This window comes from Spiroplasma endosymbiont of Glossina fuscipes fuscipes (assembly GCF_049669535.1).
In the GTDB taxonomy this organism is placed as follows: Bacteria; Bacillota_I; Bacilli_A; order Mycoplasmatales; family Mycoplasmataceae; genus Spiroplasma.
Genome location: NZ_CP187162.1, coordinates 682041 through 699024, shown reverse-complemented (window position 1 = coordinate 699024; position 16984 = coordinate 682041). Strand labels below are relative to the sequence as shown.

General features: G+C 26.5%; 17 protein-coding genes and 2 pseudogenes. 2 read left to right on the top strand and 17 right to left on the bottom strand.

What is annotated here, in order from left to right:
- Nucleotides 1-172 precede the first annotated feature (172 nt).
- The 5 genes from ACOBWH_RS04035 to ACOBWH_RS04015 all read right to left on the bottom strand — a co-directional run bounded on the left by ACOBWH_RS04035 (nt 173) and on the right by ACOBWH_RS04015 (nt 2074).
- Nucleotides 173-499, bottom strand: coding sequence for a GNAT family N-acetyltransferase (locus ACOBWH_RS04035; RefSeq protein WP_424527272.1), 327 nt, complete (start codon nt 497-499; stop codon nt 173-175).
- A 325-nt stretch (nt 500-824) separates the two neighbouring features.
- Nucleotides 825-1223 (bottom strand): M60 family metallopeptidase, encoded by a 399-nt coding sequence (locus tag ACOBWH_RS04030; protein WP_424527270.1) that lies wholly within the window; start codon nt 1221-1223, stop codon nt 825-827.
- A gap of 171 nt (nt 1224-1394) precedes the next feature.
- Nucleotides 1395-1559: a hypothetical protein gene (locus ACOBWH_RS04025; protein WP_424527268.1), complete on the bottom strand. Its 165-nt coding sequence runs from the start codon at nt 1557-1559 to the stop codon at nt 1395-1397.
- A complete protein-coding gene (locus tag ACOBWH_RS04020) occupies nt 1519-1827 on the bottom strand; it encodes a hypothetical protein (RefSeq protein ID WP_424527266.1) in 309 nt (102 codons plus the stop codon). The genes ACOBWH_RS04025 and ACOBWH_RS04020 overlap by 41 nt, the downstream gene beginning before the upstream one ends.
- A gap of 67 nt (nt 1828-1894) precedes the next feature.
- Nucleotides 1895-2074, bottom strand: coding sequence for a Vmc-like lipoprotein signal peptide domain-containing protein (locus ACOBWH_RS04015; protein WP_424527264.1), 180 nt, complete (start codon nt 2072-2074; stop codon nt 1895-1897).
- Between the two features lie 466 nt (nt 2075-2540).
- Between ACOBWH_RS04015 and ACOBWH_RS04010 the strand changes: the two genes are divergently transcribed.
- Nucleotides 2541-2870 carry a GNAT family N-acetyltransferase gene (locus tag ACOBWH_RS04010; RefSeq protein ID WP_424527405.1) on the top strand — a complete coding sequence of 110 codons (330 nt, stop codon included), beginning with the start codon at nt 2541-2543 and terminating at the stop codon, nt 2868-2870.
- Between the two features lie 119 nt (nt 2871-2989).
- Here ACOBWH_RS04010 and ACOBWH_RS04005 read toward each other — a convergent pair whose 3' ends face one another.
- The 7 genes and pseudogenes from ACOBWH_RS04005 to ACOBWH_RS03975 form a co-directional block, all read right to left on the bottom strand.
- Nucleotides 2990-3883: an HAD family hydrolase gene (locus ACOBWH_RS04005; RefSeq protein WP_424527262.1), complete on the bottom strand. Its 894-nt coding sequence runs from the start codon at nt 3881-3883 to the stop codon at nt 2990-2992.
- 42 nt (nt 3884-3925) lie between these two features.
- Complete coding sequence (gene yqeH / locus ACOBWH_RS04000) at nt 3926-5002, bottom strand: ribosome biogenesis GTPase YqeH (protein WP_424527260.1); 1077 nt, start codon at nt 5000-5002, stop codon at nt 3926-3928.
- Nucleotides 4989-5585: a YqeG family HAD IIIA-type phosphatase gene (locus ACOBWH_RS03995; protein ID WP_070406720.1), complete on the bottom strand. Its 597-nt coding sequence runs from the start codon at nt 5583-5585 to the stop codon at nt 4989-4991. Before ACOBWH_RS03995 ends, yqeH begins: the two co-directional genes overlap by 14 nt.
- Nucleotides 5586-5676: 91 nt before the next feature.
- On the bottom strand, nt 5677-7590 hold the full coding sequence (locus ACOBWH_RS03990; RefSeq protein ID WP_424527258.1) for an MOLPALP family lipoprotein: 1914 nt from the start codon (nt 7588-7590) through the stop codon (nt 5677-5679).
- Nucleotides 7562-7654, bottom strand: coding sequence for a lipoprotein (locus ACOBWH_RS03985; protein ID WP_424527256.1), 93 nt, complete (start codon nt 7652-7654; stop codon nt 7562-7564). Before ACOBWH_RS03985 ends, ACOBWH_RS03990 begins: the two co-directional genes overlap by 29 nt.
- A 1-nt stretch (nt 7655) precedes the next feature.
- Nucleotides 7656-8150 carry a hypothetical protein gene (locus ACOBWH_RS03980; protein WP_424527254.1) on the bottom strand — a complete coding sequence of 165 codons (495 nt, stop codon included), beginning with the start codon at nt 8148-8150 and terminating at the stop codon, nt 7656-7658.
- Between the two features lie 109 nt (nt 8151-8259).
- A pseudogene (locus tag ACOBWH_RS03975) lies at nt 8260-9366 on the bottom strand (IS3 family transposase).
- 628 nt (nt 9367-9994) lie between these two features.
- Here ACOBWH_RS03975 and ACOBWH_RS03970 point away from each other — a divergent pair.
- Nucleotides 9995-11101, top strand: a pseudogene (locus ACOBWH_RS03970) (IS3 family transposase).
- Between the two features lie 158 nt (nt 11102-11259).
- Here the strand turns inward: ACOBWH_RS03970 and ACOBWH_RS03965 are convergent.
- The 5 genes from ACOBWH_RS03965 to parC all read right to left on the bottom strand — a co-directional run bounded on the left by ACOBWH_RS03965 (nt 11260) and on the right by parC (nt 16937).
- Nucleotides 11260-11421: a hypothetical protein gene (locus ACOBWH_RS03965; RefSeq protein WP_424527252.1), complete on the bottom strand. Its 162-nt coding sequence runs from the start codon at nt 11419-11421 to the stop codon at nt 11260-11262.
- A 218-nt stretch (nt 11422-11639) separates the two neighbouring features.
- Nucleotides 11640-11789, bottom strand: a complete 150-nt coding sequence (gene rpmG, locus ACOBWH_RS03960) for a 50S ribosomal protein L33 (RefSeq protein WP_070406773.1) — start codon at nt 11787-11789, stop codon at nt 11640-11642.
- Between the two features lie 116 nt (nt 11790-11905).
- On the bottom strand, nt 11906-12685 hold the full coding sequence (locus ACOBWH_RS03955; protein ID WP_424527250.1) for a hypothetical protein: 780 nt from the start codon (nt 12683-12685) through the stop codon (nt 11906-11908).
- A complete protein-coding gene (locus ACOBWH_RS03950) occupies nt 12633-13433 on the bottom strand; it encodes an ATP-binding cassette domain-containing protein (protein ID WP_424527248.1) in 801 nt (266 codons plus the stop codon). The genes ACOBWH_RS03955 and ACOBWH_RS03950 overlap by 53 nt, the downstream gene beginning before the upstream one ends.
- Nucleotides 13434-13511: 78 nt before the next feature.
- Nucleotides 13512-16937, bottom strand: a complete 3426-nt coding sequence (gene parC, locus ACOBWH_RS03945; protein ID WP_424527246.1) for a DNA topoisomerase IV subunit A — start codon at nt 16935-16937, stop codon at nt 13512-13514.
- Between the last annotated feature and the right edge of the window lie 47 nt (nt 16938-16984).

Sequence of the window (16984 nt, the reverse complement as noted above, 5' to 3'; positions counted from 1 at the left end):
AATTATACCATAAATTTTAAAATAAAACTACCCTCTAAAATATAAAGTTTTGAATAGTTAAAATAAAGGAAATGCCCTATCTTGTGTTAAATTCGAAATGGTGGAGAATATTTTAAGGTTCCTGTAGTATTAGATAAACTATTCAAGTATTAGATAAACTATTCAAATATAATTATTTAACCATAAAATATTTATCTTCAATTTCAAAAGGAGCTTTAATTGCATAATTAATAGCCGGAACATAGTTAAATTTTGAATAATAATTTGGATCTCCTAAAATAAAAATTGCTTGATACCCTTTTGTTGTTGCTTTATTTTCTAAAAATTTAATTAATTTTGTACCAATCTTTTGTCCTTGATATTCTTTTTGAACAGCAATTGGCGCTAATGCCAATAATTTATGATTATCATTGATTGTAACAGTGCTTAAAAAAGCATGGCCAACAATCTGATTGTTAATAATAGCAACAACATCAAAGGTAGGAACATACTCCGGCAATAATCTTAAATTATCAACCAAAATATGTTCAATAACATCTTTCTTGTCGTTAGTATTAAATGTTTTAAAAATAATTTTTCTTGTTTCTGCTTTTTCTTCTTCTTTTAATTGTTCTAATTTCCATTGTTTTTCATCCTTTTATAACATCTTAATTTTAATTATACCGAAATATATATGATATTATTAAAGATGGAATAAATTATGTGGTTGTTGGGCCATATTTTAAATGTTTATTTTTACATTATAAGCATTTAAAATAAAAAGAGAATACCATATCACTGATATTCTCATAAATAATTACTTGAATTATTTGTTATCTTAAAATTTAAATTTCTTCTTGAACAATTGGATTCTCTTCTGTTGATGGATCAACAATGTTATTCCAAATTTCTTTTGTTAAAGGTTTTAAATCTTTAATTACATTTAAAGTATCATCAGTTACTCATAATCCTCATTTTGTAAAGAATGGTGCTAAATTATAACCTGTTACTTGTGAAGTTAATTTAATAAATCCTTGTACTTTTTTATCATCATCATCAAAACGAGGATCTGTATCAGGATCTTGACCATTAATTATTTTACGATATTTTTGATTTACTATAGTATAAAAATTATTACCAAATGCCATATTTAATTGTCAAAACATTGACACTTTAGTTCATGTATTATCTCCATAATCTTCTTTCATATCTAAGAAATGTTTATCCTGATCAGGTTGATTCAAATATTTTGTTACAACATCTCGAAATTCAAAAACTTTTGGTTTAACTCTTAACGATTGTTGAACATAAACTTTACTAACTTCAGCTCGAGTTTTACCCGTATTTGAAAAGGTATATTGTGCCGCTGTATAAGTGTGAGCACTTTCGTGTCATAATGCTCCTTGGTCTCTGGTTTAATGAAATAAATCATCACCAGCATTAGTGCTATTAGGAAACATAACACGTCCATTTGTGGCATTAGCATAACCAGCACCATCATCAGCATTGGCAATATGAATGTATTGACAATATTTATGATTAATATCTGTAGTTTCTTCACTTAAACCTCATTGTTGCAAAATAATGTTTTGAAACAAACTCCACAAAAGGAGAATTTGTTGTTTTAGTTTCTTTTTCAAATTCTTTTTCATTTGTTTCATTTACTTTAAAAGTTGGGATTTTGATAACATCCTCTGGATTATCTCCTGCTACATTAACTATTTGTAAATTAGTTTGGTTGTTATCAGCAACATAAAGAACCCCAGATTTTTTGGCTATAAATGAAATTTCTTGACTATTAGATGATATTTGATATTCTGAGAAAGTATTATCATTTTGTTGTAACATAGCATTTGCATATTTTCCTCATTGACCAATTGATAATTTAACATTTTTTGCTTCATCATCAGTAACTCTACGATTTAAAATAATTTTGTATCTTGAATCTTTTTAATAATTCATTTTTTTGTTTTATTATTGTTGATTGTTTATAACTTGCTTCATTATTAGTGTCAAATATTTTGCAACTAACTAAACTTGGTATACTAGTTCCTGTTATTGTTAAGGCGCTTAATAAACTGAATAATTTTTTCATTATTTTTTCTTCCTTTCTGAAATTATTATTATTGTCATAATTTGTAATTTAATAAAGTGTTAGTTAGCAATATATGGTGCTATCATAACAAAGATAAAATATCTTTGTAGAAGCATTATAACATAATTTCTTATTTTATTTCATTAATGTAAAACTAATTCCAGGGTGAGCCATATGGTTTAAACTTTACCCTCAAAAACAAACTTTTTAATATTCTGCTTTGCACAAACAAATTAAATAAAAAAATTATAAAAGATTTAAAAACATTTTATAATTAATGTAAGTTAAAAAAAGGATTGGTCACAAATTATGATTAAATTTATTCACTTGAAAAATAAAACATCACATTATCTAAAACTTAAAAAATGATTAAATGAACCTGAAATTTTAAAATTTTATGAGGGCGAAGATAAAAAATAGTAGATAAAAATATTACTGCATTATTTATTGCTTTAGAAAATAAAAAATTGGATACTTACAATTTTATCAATTAGATCAAAAGACCAAAAATATTCTAAATTATAATAGAGCATCATTAGTAATTGGTTTTGATTTATTTTTATCAAAAAAATATCAAAACCAAGGATTAGGGAAAAAAGTAATTCTCTCATTTATTGAATATTTATTCCTTAATAACATAGTTTATAATAAACTAATTGTTGATCCGCTCTCGAAAAATATAATAGCAATTAAATGTTATAAAGCTTGTAATTTTGCCCCCATAAAGTTAATTAAAAATTATCAACTACATAATGGCATTCTTGAAGACACTCTGTTTTTGGAATTGCAAAAATAACTTAAATTATAAATTACTCATACTATTATTAAAATCTTTTCTTTTTAAAAAATTGCTTAATTTTATTTAACATTTTCTATTAACCCTTACTAAAAAACATTAAACAAAATAAAAAATGTTTATTTAAAAACATTTTTAACCTGCGGTAAAAACTCAGCAATTTGATCCTTTGTTAAAACTTCGGTAAAAAGATGTTCTCTAACACCGTTATCATCAACAGAAACTGTTGTTGCATTAGCAATTTTTTTTAATTCTAAGACACTATTCCCCATTGCCACTGTATAACCAACACTTTTAGCAAGTTCAAGGTCATTATAATTATCACCATAAAAGATAAATTGATGTGGTTCATACCCTTTTAATTCACATAATTTCTTAAAAGAATTTCCTTTATTAATATCTAAAGATTGAATATCAAATAAGTCCTTTTGTGAAAATACTCCTTCAACTTGATCTTTAAATGGTTCATTAATAGCTTGAACACGGTCTAATTCACCCTGCGAAGTAAAGGGAAACAAAATCTTTAAAGCTTGAATATTATTATTTTTTAATAATGTTAGATAATTTGTTTCAGTATCTAATGGAATTCAATAACTTTCATCAATTAATTGTTCATTATATTTCATCATCAAAGCAATTCGTTTTGAATGCGGATGACCATAAATCATATTTGCAGTATAAACAATATGATCAATATCATGTTCTAATGCTTTCATAATAATTTCAATTGCTAAATCTTGTGGTAAGGTTTGTTGGTATAAGACTTCATTACTAATAGGGTCTCGAATTAAAGCACCATTACAAGAAATAATTGGTGTCTTGACTTTTAACTTTGCAAAATACTCTTTAGCCATTAAATCTAACCGTCCTGATGCCAAAAACAAATGATAATCACTCACTAACTGATATGTTTGTAAAGCTTCATAAGTTTCGTCGTTAATTACATAACCTTCATTGGCTATTGTTCCATCTAAATCAGTAATAACATAAGGATATTTTTTAAAAAGATTCATATAACCTTCTTCCTTTCTAACTATCTACCTTTAATTATAAAACTAAATAAACCGTTTTCGTAAATTAATTTTAATGTTTTGATTTGTTCCAACCATTATTTCTTGTCCTGGACTACCTTTAAAAGTAATTCACCCTAATCCGGCAATCAATAACGAATAATCCCCGGGTTCTTCAATGATGATCGTTTGTTCTTTTCACAGATGATAATCTTTCAATCTTAAAGACGCTTGCATTAAATGCTGATTAAAATAATGGTCTTTATTTATTAATTTTGTGCGATGTAACTTAATATTATTATTTTTATAAAAATGAAAACTTGTTTTTAATCCTTTTAAAAAAGAAAAACTTGCTAAGCCTTCATAAAAAATTGTTTGCTCAGAATCTAATTGAAATGTAATCGGTTTTATTAATTTATTAGTAATCATTTTTTTGTCATTATGTTCTAAATAAGAAATAATGGTATGGTTATTAACAATTCCTGGAGTATCATAAATTTTATGTCTTGTTCCTAATTTAACCTCAATATTACCAAGCGTTGTTGAAACATTATTCGAAACTGTTATTTTTTGTTTGTAATTGGTTAACTTAATTAAACTATTTAGTAAAGTACTCTTCCCCGTATTTGAACTACCAACAAAAACAACATCCTCGCTTTGATGTTTTATATAGCGATATAATTCATCTAATGAATAATTTTTTAAAGCACTAACTAAAATAATATTTTCAATCCTTGGCAATAAAACCGAATTAGTAAAAAGTTCTTCAACAAAAGTAAGAATTTTATTATTACTAATTAACTTTTGAATTAAATCAATTTTATTAATAATTAATGTTACCTTATTATTTTGTAAGATTTGCTCTAATGCTAAATTTCGTGAACCATCTAAATCATAGACATCTAAAACATAGAAATAATGGTATGTTAAATCATAGTTATTATTAAGATTTGTTAAAAAATCAGTTTCATTTAAATCATAATTAATTAATTCATTATAATGCGTTAAACGAAAACAACGATAGCAATAATCCTGTGTTAAATTTTCAACATAACCAATTTGTTCTTGCTTAGTATTTTGTAAAATAATACCACAACCCTGACATTTCTTATAAGATATCATAATCTAACCCATATTCTCCTTCATCAAAGAATCCTTTATGTAAAATGTTTTTTTGTGCTAATCGTTTGTAAACTAAACTTTCTAATAAACGAATAAAGCGATTTGACTCATCAACACCAGTTACAGGAACAACCAAAATACTTTCCATATGCGCACGGTTTGCAAACAAAACATCAGTAATTAACTGATCACCAACCATAATCATTTCGTGAGGATTAACATTAAATTGTCGTGAAATAATTCGAAAATATTTTAATAATGGTTTTTTAGCATTCCAATAATAATGTTCAATTCCTGCTTTTAACGCAAACCGTTCCACTCGTTTACGGGCATTATTTGAAACTAGCACAAATGTCATTCCCAAGTCTTGTACCTTTTGAATTAAATTTAAATTATCTGCATTTGGAATACCACGATAAAATGGTGTTAAGGTGTTATCTAAATCACAAATAAAAACTTTAATCCCATGTTTTTTTAATGATTCAAGATTAATCTTATTAACATTTTGAACATAAATTGACGGTTTAAAATAATTTAATAATAAGTTACGATTCTTTTTTTTTCCAAAAATTTTTTTAGCCATTATTAAAAACCCTCACTTCTTTCTTTTATCATTATACCAAATTCAATAAAAAAGTTATTCTTTAAAGGAAAAGAATAACTTTTCAAATGTTTTAATTCATTGTAATTTCATTGATAAGATACTTATCATGTTGCAATTTAACAACAATCTTAATAATCTTATTATTAATTTCATATTCAAAAACATTGTCAACTGTTTGTGATAATACCTCTACTTGTAAAGCATCAAATGTTTGTTGGATTATTGCTGCTAATTTTTGTTGATTAACATTAAAATCATCAATATATTTATTTATTACTTTAAATGCTCCTTTAATTCCCATAATGTTTTCTAAAATACCTTTTAAATAAAATAATGGTGTTTTATCAACAATTACGTTGTTCTTAAATCCTAAAATGGCAAAAAACTCATCTGGATTTAACAAGACATCTTTTAAGAGATAGGAATTATTGGTTGTTGGGGTTAAAAAACTATTAAATAGCTGATAAACATCTTGAGCATTAATAAAGGCTGGTGTGGTAATTGCTTGATTTAAATCTGTCACAACCTCAACTATACTTTTTTCGCCAATAATATTTGTAAACTGATTTGCTGGCATTCAATTTTGTAACGGGTCATTTAACATTGCTTTTAAATTTTTAACATTACTTAACGGTGAATCTGGTAATAACATTTTGAAAATATCACCTAAAATGTCACCTTGATATAATGCTGTAAATAAATCTTTAATTGCAACAAAATCAGTTTTGATTTTGTCAATCACTGGTTTAATACTCTCTGGAAGTTTGTCAGCTATTAACTTATTGTTTAAAAACGCCACCATATCATCTAACGTTTCTTTTGCTGAAATAGTATTGATCAAGTCTCATACGACATTACCAAGATAAACTTTAATAGAACCAAGTATTTCAAGCGGCATATATTTATTAATTAAAATTTTTCCAATCGCTGATAGTCCCGATGGAGTCAAATCTTCCTTTGATAAAAAACCAAGATTAGCGAAAGGATTTGATTTAATCTGATGATGTTCAGAACTTTGAAATAAAATTGCAATTAAACTACGTAATCCTTCACCATTAGTACTAGTTAATCTAACTGATAAATCATTAAGAATTTTTTTAAAATCAATTTTTGAATTTAACTTATAAGTTGTTGTTCGAACAGTATTGATTTCTGCTCAAGTTGGACTTTTTGCTGAATCAAATTGATCAAGATAAGTTAAGACAATCCGAACAAACCGAATAACTTCACCAATTGCTGTTAAATTATTAAATATATTAAATTTAAAACCAATTTTACCATTCATTACATCAACAATTGTTGTTCCAAATTGATTTAACGCATCAAGATAATTTGTGGCATCTGCTTGCAGATTTTCTTTATCTTTATAATCAAATCGTTCTTTTTGGCCGGTTAATTCATTAACAGCATTAATAAGACCAATCACCCCTGAAGTTAAAACCTCTTGATAATTCATATTTTTATAAATTGAATCATCGAAAGCATCACGAAAGGCAAGTAACGTATTTTGATTTAATAAATCATTTGCAAATCTTAAGATTGTTGGTGATAAAAACTCTGACAATAAGTTTCCATCAACAACTAATGATAAAACCCCCGCTAAACCTTGTTTCGCAATCATGTCTAAAACTGTTGATCCCAATGATGCAATTTGATTGATTGTGCTATTTGCACTCTCAGGTTTAACAGTATTTGTTAAAACTAAGTTAGTTGTTAAATCATTTTTTAAATAACTTTCATCATAATAACGGTTAAACAATTCAGCATAACGATTATAGTCATGGAGATTTTCAATTTCATCAGGTTGTTGTGGCAAATCTTTTAAATACATTGGTTGAACAAAATTATTCATTAAGTAATTAAAATCATACTTATTTTCATTACTAATATAAGCAACTTTAGCAATTTGACTATTTAAAGCCAACAAACTAGTTTGTGAATGATAAACATTTGAATTAATAATTTCATCAATTTGTACAAGCAACAACTGGCACCGTTGAAGTTGTTAATAACGAAATGGTCCCTAAATATGCTAATAACTTCTTCATCTTATGTTCACCCCTTTACCATCGCATAATAATGCTCCATTGCTAACTGGTGAACTTTACTAGTTGGATGAACATTATCAAAAAAGAAATAATTATTAATATTTGCATCCACGGGGATATTAACATTTCGTTTCGCATTCAAAAGACCTGTTGCTAAAATATTCATAAAATCCATATCTAAGGTATTAAAATTAACCTTAAGTTCTGCTTGTGCCTGCTTAGTTTTAAATTCTTCCATTAAAACTGGTAAATTATTATACAATCCTCATTCACGCACAGCATGTTCATAATAACGATTAGCTACTTCAATCACATTCTTAACCCGGAAATGAAATTCTGTTGAAAGATCATTTGCCCGTTGTTTTAGTTTAGGAGAACTATTAACATATCGTGGTACTAAACTAACGTTTGGCGCATCAGAAAAAATAATTTTTCGAATCCCATTATTTAATAAAGTAAATAAGGCTTCTTGAACACGTTCAACACTTTGTTCCATTAATGCCAACTCTGTCTAGGGATCAGTAGTATCAATTAATTGAAATAAATCATTCCCACCAATTTCCATAAAAACTAAGTTGGAATGGCAACACTTTTTAGGACACTTTTTATGTAGACTTCTGATTTCTAAATTCAACTGGAGTTAAGTAATTCAAACTACCATGAATTCGAATATTGTTGTATCAATTAATGAAATTAAATAGTTCCAACTTTAATTGTTCTAAATTTTTAAATTTTCGACCATTAATAAATTCAGTTTTAAAAGCTTTATAGGTTGTTTCAGCTACTGCGTTATCGTAAGGGCAACCTTTTGCACTTAATGATCTTTAAATATTAAATGTTAATAAAATTTCTTCAATAATTTTATTTTTAAATTCATTACCACGATCTGTATGAAACAACCTAATTTAATTTAGTGGTCATGTTATTTTATAAAATGCCTGCTGAACTAGTTCAGCAGTTTTATTTGTTCCAGCGCTATAGCCAATTACTTCACGGTTAAATAAATCAATTAGTAAGCAAATATAATGTCATTTTGAACCAACTTGAACATAGGTTAAATCGCTCACAATAACTTCATTTTGTCTTTTATTACTAAACTCACGATTTAGAATATTACTATTTTGATCATTATTTACAGGAGATTTATGATTGCGATATTTTAATTTAGTATATTTTGATACTAAATTATTTATTGCCATAATTCTTCTAATTTTTTGTCGAGATAAAATAATGTTCTTTCTTGCTAAAATAATTTTAATTTTTCTAGCACCATAAACTTTATAGCTTTCTTTAAATGTACTGATAACTTCATTTTCATAAATATTAATTTCAGTTTTAGTGATCTTATTAATTTGATAATAATACTTTGATTTTGCTATCTTTAATATTTGACACATTTTCCTCACTGAATATTTGTCTTTATTGTTAGTAATTAATATTACTTTTTGCCGATTATCAGTGCTGCTTGCTTTAAAATATCATTTTCCATTCGTAATTGTTTGTTTTCTTTTCGCAACTGAATAAGTTCATTTTCTTCAACAGAGCGATTGTCTTTAGCTTTAAAAGAACCAGAATTCTCATTTTTTTACTCATTGATAAAGAACTGCCTTTGAAATTTTATATTCGTTAACAATTTCAATATTACTTTTACCATTTTTATATAACATTACGATTTGTTTCTTGAATTCATCGGTGTACTGGTTTTTTGCCATTTTTATATTCCTGCTTTCCTAATAATTTTAGCTTATTTTTTTACAGTCTACATAAATATGGTCCAAGTTATTGTAACCTATCCATTAATTATAAATTATTAATTTTATATTTTAATAAATATTATTAAAAATTAAATAGTATTTTTCAGTGGCACACTAGCTTTTATGTGAATTGAATAAATAATTTTGTTATTTATTTTTGCATTATACACTGTCTACAAAGTTAACAAGATGAAAAATCCTGTTTAAAGAAACTAAGGCACACTAGTTTTTTATGTGATATTTAAGGTATTATTATGGTTTTCTCTCTGTATAAAATATTTATAAATTTGTTAATTTATTAAAAATTCAAATAATAAAGTTAAAAGTTGTTATTAAAACTATTATTATTGAAATAATTGTTTTAATTGGTGATACCATTCATGATAAGCAAAAAATAGATGGTATCACGTTTGTAAAAAATGAATTTATTAAATAGAAAAATGAATTTATTATTTCTTCGATATTTTATTTCTCCTTTCTATTTAAAATAATTTATACAGAGTGGATAGGTTACAATAACTTGGACCATATTTATGTAGACTGTAAAAAAATAAGTTAAAATTATTAGGAAAGCAGGAATATAAAAATGGCAAAAAACCAGTACACCGATGAATTCAAGAAACAAATCGTAATGTTATATAAAAATGGTAAAAGTAATATTGAAATTGTTAACGAATATAAAATTTCAAAGGCAGTTCTTTATCAATGAGTAAAAAAATGAGAATTCTGGTTCTTTTAAAGCTAAAGACAATCGCTCTGTTGAAGAAAATGAACTTATTCAGTTGCGAAAAGAAAACAAACAATTACGAATGGAAAATGATATTTTAAAGCAAGCAGCACTGATAATCGGCAAAAAGTAATATTAATTACTAACAATAAAGACAAATATTCAGTGAGGAAAATGTGTCAAATATTAAAGATAGCAAAATCAAAGTATTATTATCAAATTAATAAGATCACTAAAACTGAAATTAATATTTATGAAAATGAAGTTATCAGTACATTTAAAGAAAGCTATAAAGTTTATGGTGCTAGAAAAATTAAAATTATTTTAGCAAGAAAGAACATTATTTTATCTCGACAAAAAATTAGAAGAATTATGGCAATAAATAATTTAGTATCAAAATATACTAAATTAAAATATCGCAATCATAAATCTCCTGTAAATAATGATCAAAATAGTAATATTCTAAATCGTGAGTTTAGTAATAAAAGACAAAATGAAGTTATTGTGAGCGATTTAACCTATGTTCAAGTTGGTTCAAAATGACATTATATTTGCTTACTAATTGATTTATTTAACCGTGAAGTAATTGGCTATAGCGCTGGAACAAATAAAACTGCTGAACTAGTTCAGCAGGCATTTTATAAAATAACACGACCACTAAATCAAATTAGGTTGTTTCATACAGATCGTGGTAATGAATTTAAAAATAAAATTATTGAAGAAATTTTATTAACATTTAATATTAAAAGATCATTAAGTGCAAAAGGTTGCCCTTACGATAACGCAGTAGCTGAAACAACCTATAAAGCTTTTAAAACTGAATTTATTAATGGTCGAAAATTTAAAAATTTAGAACAATTAAAGTTGGAACTATTTAATTTCATTAATTGATACAACAATATTCGAATTCATGGTAGTTTGAATTATTTAACTCCAGTTGAATTTAGAAATCAGAAGTCTACATAAAAAGTGTCCTAAAAAGTGTTGCCATTCCACTCTTGGTTTTGAGACAGGTGTAAATTCTTTTTAATGGCACTATAATGATGTTTTTGAAAAAAAAGCTACTGTTGGCAAATAAGCATCAACAGTAAGATCTAAAAAACCATTTGCTTGTGCAGCTGTTTCTAATTGTTGCAACATTTTTTTGCAGCTAAAATTTTATTGTCAAAGACAATAAAATAACCTTCTTCTTCACTTAACACTTTACAAAAATCTTCGTTTTGTCATTGTTGTAAAATTGCTGTCTGTTGTAACAAACTATAGTCCTCAATGCTAATTTTACTCAATGCTTTTTGTCCTAATTCTTCAATTTGTTTTTAATCTAAGATTGTTGCGCGTCGAATCATTATCTCTTACCCCTTATTGATTATTTCTATTTAAAATTTTTGGTTATTAAAATCATCTGTAAAATTTTATCCTTTTTTACATTAAATTTTACTCTTAATAATCATAACACAAAATTATCTAATCCTAATGGCATAAAAAAATAGCACCTGATAAGGAACTATTTTTTTTCTTTATGTAAAGTATGTTGGTTACATTTTGAACAATATTTTTTTACTTCTAATTTTTCTTGTTGTTTCTTTTTATCACGTTTTGCAATATAGTTTTCTTCTTTACATTGTTCACAACGTAAAATTATTCCTTCGCGCATTTACTTACTCCTCTTTTCTGTTTAAACATAATTCTTTGCTAAATTTTGCAACAAATATATCATAGCAAAATAATTTCCTTTTGCCAATTAATTTTGACTTCTTTTTTTGCAATATTTTAATTATCTCATCGAAAAATCCTAATAATTAACCATGTTAAAAGTCCTGTTATAAGGATTGATCCTAAAATAATTCCCAAACTAATACTTAAACCAGTTAAGGATAATAAAGCGTGCTTATAATTGCTACCAAATAAAGCTGGAATAAAAGCTGCGATAATAAATGATCCTCCAACGAACAAAATACTAAAAATTCCTGTCACTAATGATTGCACAGTTCGTGAATTTATTAAAATGACAGCAATCATCATTAAACTAACTGCAAGAGCAGTAATAAAAATTGAGATAAAGAAAAAGAGAAAAATAACAAAATTATAAATCTCTCCAAAATCAATTTTTAAAGCAGCAGTAATAATAAAACTAGCAATTAACACTAACAAATCAGCAATTAATACCAAAGTAAAACAATAGGCATAAACAATAACAATAAATCCAAAAGGCTTAATACCTAATAGCCCAATTCGTTTATAAACAACAGACATTTTTAAATCAATTAAAAATCCCATCATCATATACATTGCAACACTAGCACCAGTTGCAATAAAAGTAATTCCAATTGATAAAGCCATTACTTCTGGACCATGACGATTAGCAAAAATTGCTTGACAAAGAATTCCAATTGGAATAATAACAATGGCAAAAGCCAGAACTAATTTTTGGCGGCGTAAATAATTTAGAAAAAAACTATATAGTGAAAATAAATTAATTTTTTCACTAACTAAGCAATTATTTTTTGTTTTTATCGATGTATTTTGCTCAGTTTTTTGCTCATTTGTCATTTTCTATTGCTCCTGTTCTATAATTTTGATTGTAAGCACCAATTTGATATTCTTTAAATTGATCTTTAACAAATTTTTCAACATTACCATATTCAGCAATAATTTCATCAACTTTTGATATTTTTATAATTTCGCCATCAATCATAAAAATTAAAGTGTCACAAAATTTCTCAATTTCTTCCATATTATGTGAGATTAATAATAATGCTTTATCTTGATTTGCTAAAAAGGTACTTAATATCTCATATATTTTATCTTTAATTTCTAAATCTAATCCCGTTGCTAATTCATCAAGAATAATTAAGTCTGGTTCAATAATTAAGGCTAATAAAATATTAATTTTTTGTTGTTGTCCACCAGATAATTTAGTAATATCTTTATTCATTATTTTTTCTATTTGTAAGTCTAATAACAATTGATAAATTTCATTTGGTGAAATAAATAAATTATAAGCTTTTAAATATAAATTTAAAATATTATAACCAGTAACTCCTTTTGGATATTTTGATTCTTGTAATTGCATCCCAATGCGAACACCAAATTTCTTTTCACTAGTCCCATCCGAAACACGACGAAGTTGTGCTAAAATTTCACATAAAGTTGTTTTTCCAGTTCCATTTGGGCCAACAATTCCAATTCGATCGCCGGTTTTAACCGTTAAATTAACATTTTTTAAAACATGTTGTTTGCGATAAAATTTATTGATATTAACACCTTTGACTAAAAAGTCTTCTGTTAAATTAGCCATTTCTGATCGCTCCCATTTCTATTTATCAGATTATTAAAATTATATAATAAAAATCAGTCATAATTTGACTGATTTTTATTATTTTTTATTTTTATCAAGAAGATCATTCATTGTTATTTTTAATTCTTTTGTTTCCTCAATTTCCAAATCCTTTTTGAATTTATTTTTATCAATTTGTTTCTTTTTTGGTTTAGTAAAATCAACTTTTTGCATTGTTTGTTGTTGATTACTTGTCTTAACATCTTTTAATCCAACAATGATTGTTCCTGGTGGTGCTTTTTCAATGGCCTTTAATCGGGCTAAACGAGAATCATCTTTTTGTAATGGTTCTTGTTTGATTAATGTTGTTGGTGATAAATGATCCAAGTTTTTACTTTCGGCTTCTTTATCGTTTTTCTTTTTAATTAAAGTTTCAACAATAGTAACTGTTTTGCCAAGATTTGGTTTTATATTCTGATTAGCATTTTGAACTGGTTTGTTTTTCAATACCTGTTTATTTTGTTCTTCCTCTTCTTGTTTTTTCAATGCTATTTGTGCTTTTGCTAATTCTTTTTTCTCAAGTAAGATATCAACTGTTGTTTTAATCTTACCAAAAGTTTTCAAAGGAAAAGATGATAATTGTGTTTCAACAAGGATTGGTTCGTTTTCCTTCGTAACTATTGGTAGTTCTTTTGATGTTTGTTTCACACTTGCTTTTTTTTGAACTGATTTTTTCTTTTTCTTTTGTGATGGTTTAGTAATTTTTAATTCAGGTTCTGGTTTTGTTTGATTTTCTTGGATATCAGGCGTTAATAAATTTATTGTAGTTTCATCAGTAGAAATTGGATCTATTTTTTCTGCTGGTGGCTCCAAACTTGGCACTAAAACTGGGTTTATTGCAATAACGAGGTGACTTTCATCATCGTTAGTACTATCGTTTAATGTTTTTTCTTTTTCCTTACTTTCTTGGACAGGAGCTGTTTTATTAACCACGGAATTAACTGTTTTAGGTATATTATCTACTATTTTGAAATTATGATGTTGCTTTTTCTGGCCATGATGAAAAAGATGATTTTTTGTTGGTTTTTCATCATGATGTTCTACCATCTTTTTAGAATGAATTAATTTTAAATTATAATATTGTGGAATGACAATATCAACAATATTTTCAAAACCTAATGCATCTGTTGTGCGATCTAATTTATGAACATGTAATTTATCGGTATTAAATAAGACAATTTCATCTTGTTGATTTAACATATGTAAAGTATCATTTGGTTTTGCAATAAAAATTCATTTTACCAATTCTGTTACTTTTTTATTAATTATAAACATCCTTGTTCCTTTAACTGGTCGTGTTGATACTGGTAAGTCTTTTATTATAATTTTCTTACCAGTATTAAGATTTGTAATTAAGACAAGATTATCTTCTTTACAATAGCCAGCCCCAACAACAGTATCATCACGTAGATTAATTGATTTAACTCCTGCTGTTCGTAATCCTAATGCTGGGATTTCTTTTGCCTTATATTTAACAATAAAACCATTTGCTGTTGTTATAACAACAAATGAATGTTTATCAACTAATTGGCTAGCAATAACTTCATCATCACCTTTTAGATTAATCGCTTTAATTGTTTTACTAATTCGTGTTGCTTCAAAATCTTTTACTGCTGTTTTTTTAATCATTCCATTTTTTGTTGCTAACATAATATATTGCTCTGGTTTATTAAAGTCGTTTAGTAAAAAGGCACTAATAATTTTTTCTTCGCCAGGTAATTCAGAAATAGTGTTAACATGTTCACCAATATCTTTAATTCGAACTGATTTAATTTTATAAACGGGAATAATAACATAATTTCCTTTTGAAGTGATTAATAAAATTTTATCTAAACTATTAGCTTGAAAATCAGCAATTCATAAATCACCTGGTTTACGTTTAAATTCTTCTGTTGTTAATTTTACAAGTTGGTTATTTTCTAACGCTTTTAAATAACCATCACGAGAAACTCAAATATTTAAATCTTTTTCAATAATTGTTTCTGTCTTTTCAAGTTCGATTGCTTCAATTTCATCTTCAATAACACTACGACGAGGACTATGAAATCGTTTTCTAATTAATTCTAATTGGTGAATAATCACCTGGTTTAATTTATTAATATCACTTAAAATTGCTTTTAAATTAGCGATTGTGGCAATTAATTCTTTTTGTTCTGCTTCTAATTGTAAAATGTCTGTTGAAGTTAAACGATATAAACGTAATTGGACAATAGCTTCTGCTTGTACTTTACTAAAGGCAAATTTGGCAACCAAATTATTTATCGCATCCGTACGGTCCTTTGAGTGGCGAATTGTGGCAATAACTTCATCTAAAATACTAATTGTTTTAATTAATCCTGCCACAATCTCTAAACGTTTTTCAGCACAAGCTAATTCAAATTGTGATCGATTAGTGACAACTTCATGTTGATGTTCAACATAATAAGTTAAGATTTCTTTTAATCCTAATTGTAATGGTTGTTTTTTAGCAATTCCAACAATATTAAAATTATATGAAATTTGTAAATTAGTATTTTTTAATAAGAATTTACGAACAATTTCAAAATTAGCTTGTTTTCCTAGTTCAACAACAATTCGCAATCCTTCACGGTCAGTTTCATCACGAACTTCTTTAATATTTAACCCCGGTTCATTATATTTAATATCATCAATTTTTTTAACTAAATCTTGTTTAACAACTTCATATGGAATTTCAGTAATAACTAAGGTATTATTCTCATTTTTAATTTTGCTTCGAATAATAATTTTTCCTTTTCCAGTTTGATAGGCTTCTAAAATTCCATTTTTTCCTTGAATAATACCACCCGTTGGAAAATCTGGACCTTTAATATATTTTATTAAGTCAGTAATTTTACTTTTTGGTTTTGTAATAAAATGAATTGTTGCGTCAATGATTTCATGTAAATTATGTGGTGGAATATTTGTGGCATAACCAGCTGCAATTCCAGTCGAACCATTAACTAATAAATTTGGAAATAACGCAGGTAAAACAACTGGTTCTTGTTCCGAATCATCAAAATTGGGAGCAAAAGCGACTGTTTTTTTATCAAGATCTTGTAATAAAAATGATGAAATTTCACTTAACCGTGTTTCAGTATAACGCATTGCCGCAGCAGGGTCACCATCAATTGAACCATTATTACCATGCATATCAATTAACGGATAACGTACTTTTCAATTTTGTGATAATCGAACCATGGCATCATAAACAGAAGTATCACCATGGGGATGATACTTCCCAATTACTTCTCCAACAATCCGTGCTGATTTTTTATAACTACTATTAAAAGTTAACCGTAATTCATTCATAGCAAATAAAATTCGCCGCTGCACTGGTTTTAAACCATCACGAACATCAGGCAAAGCACGGTCCTGAATAATATATTTTGCATAACGACCAAAACGTTCAGCCATAATATCATTTAAGGTATAAATTAATTCATTTGTCTTTTCACTATTGCTCATGTTTATATTCCTTTCTCTAATTTAAATTTCATCATGTCCTGATTAAT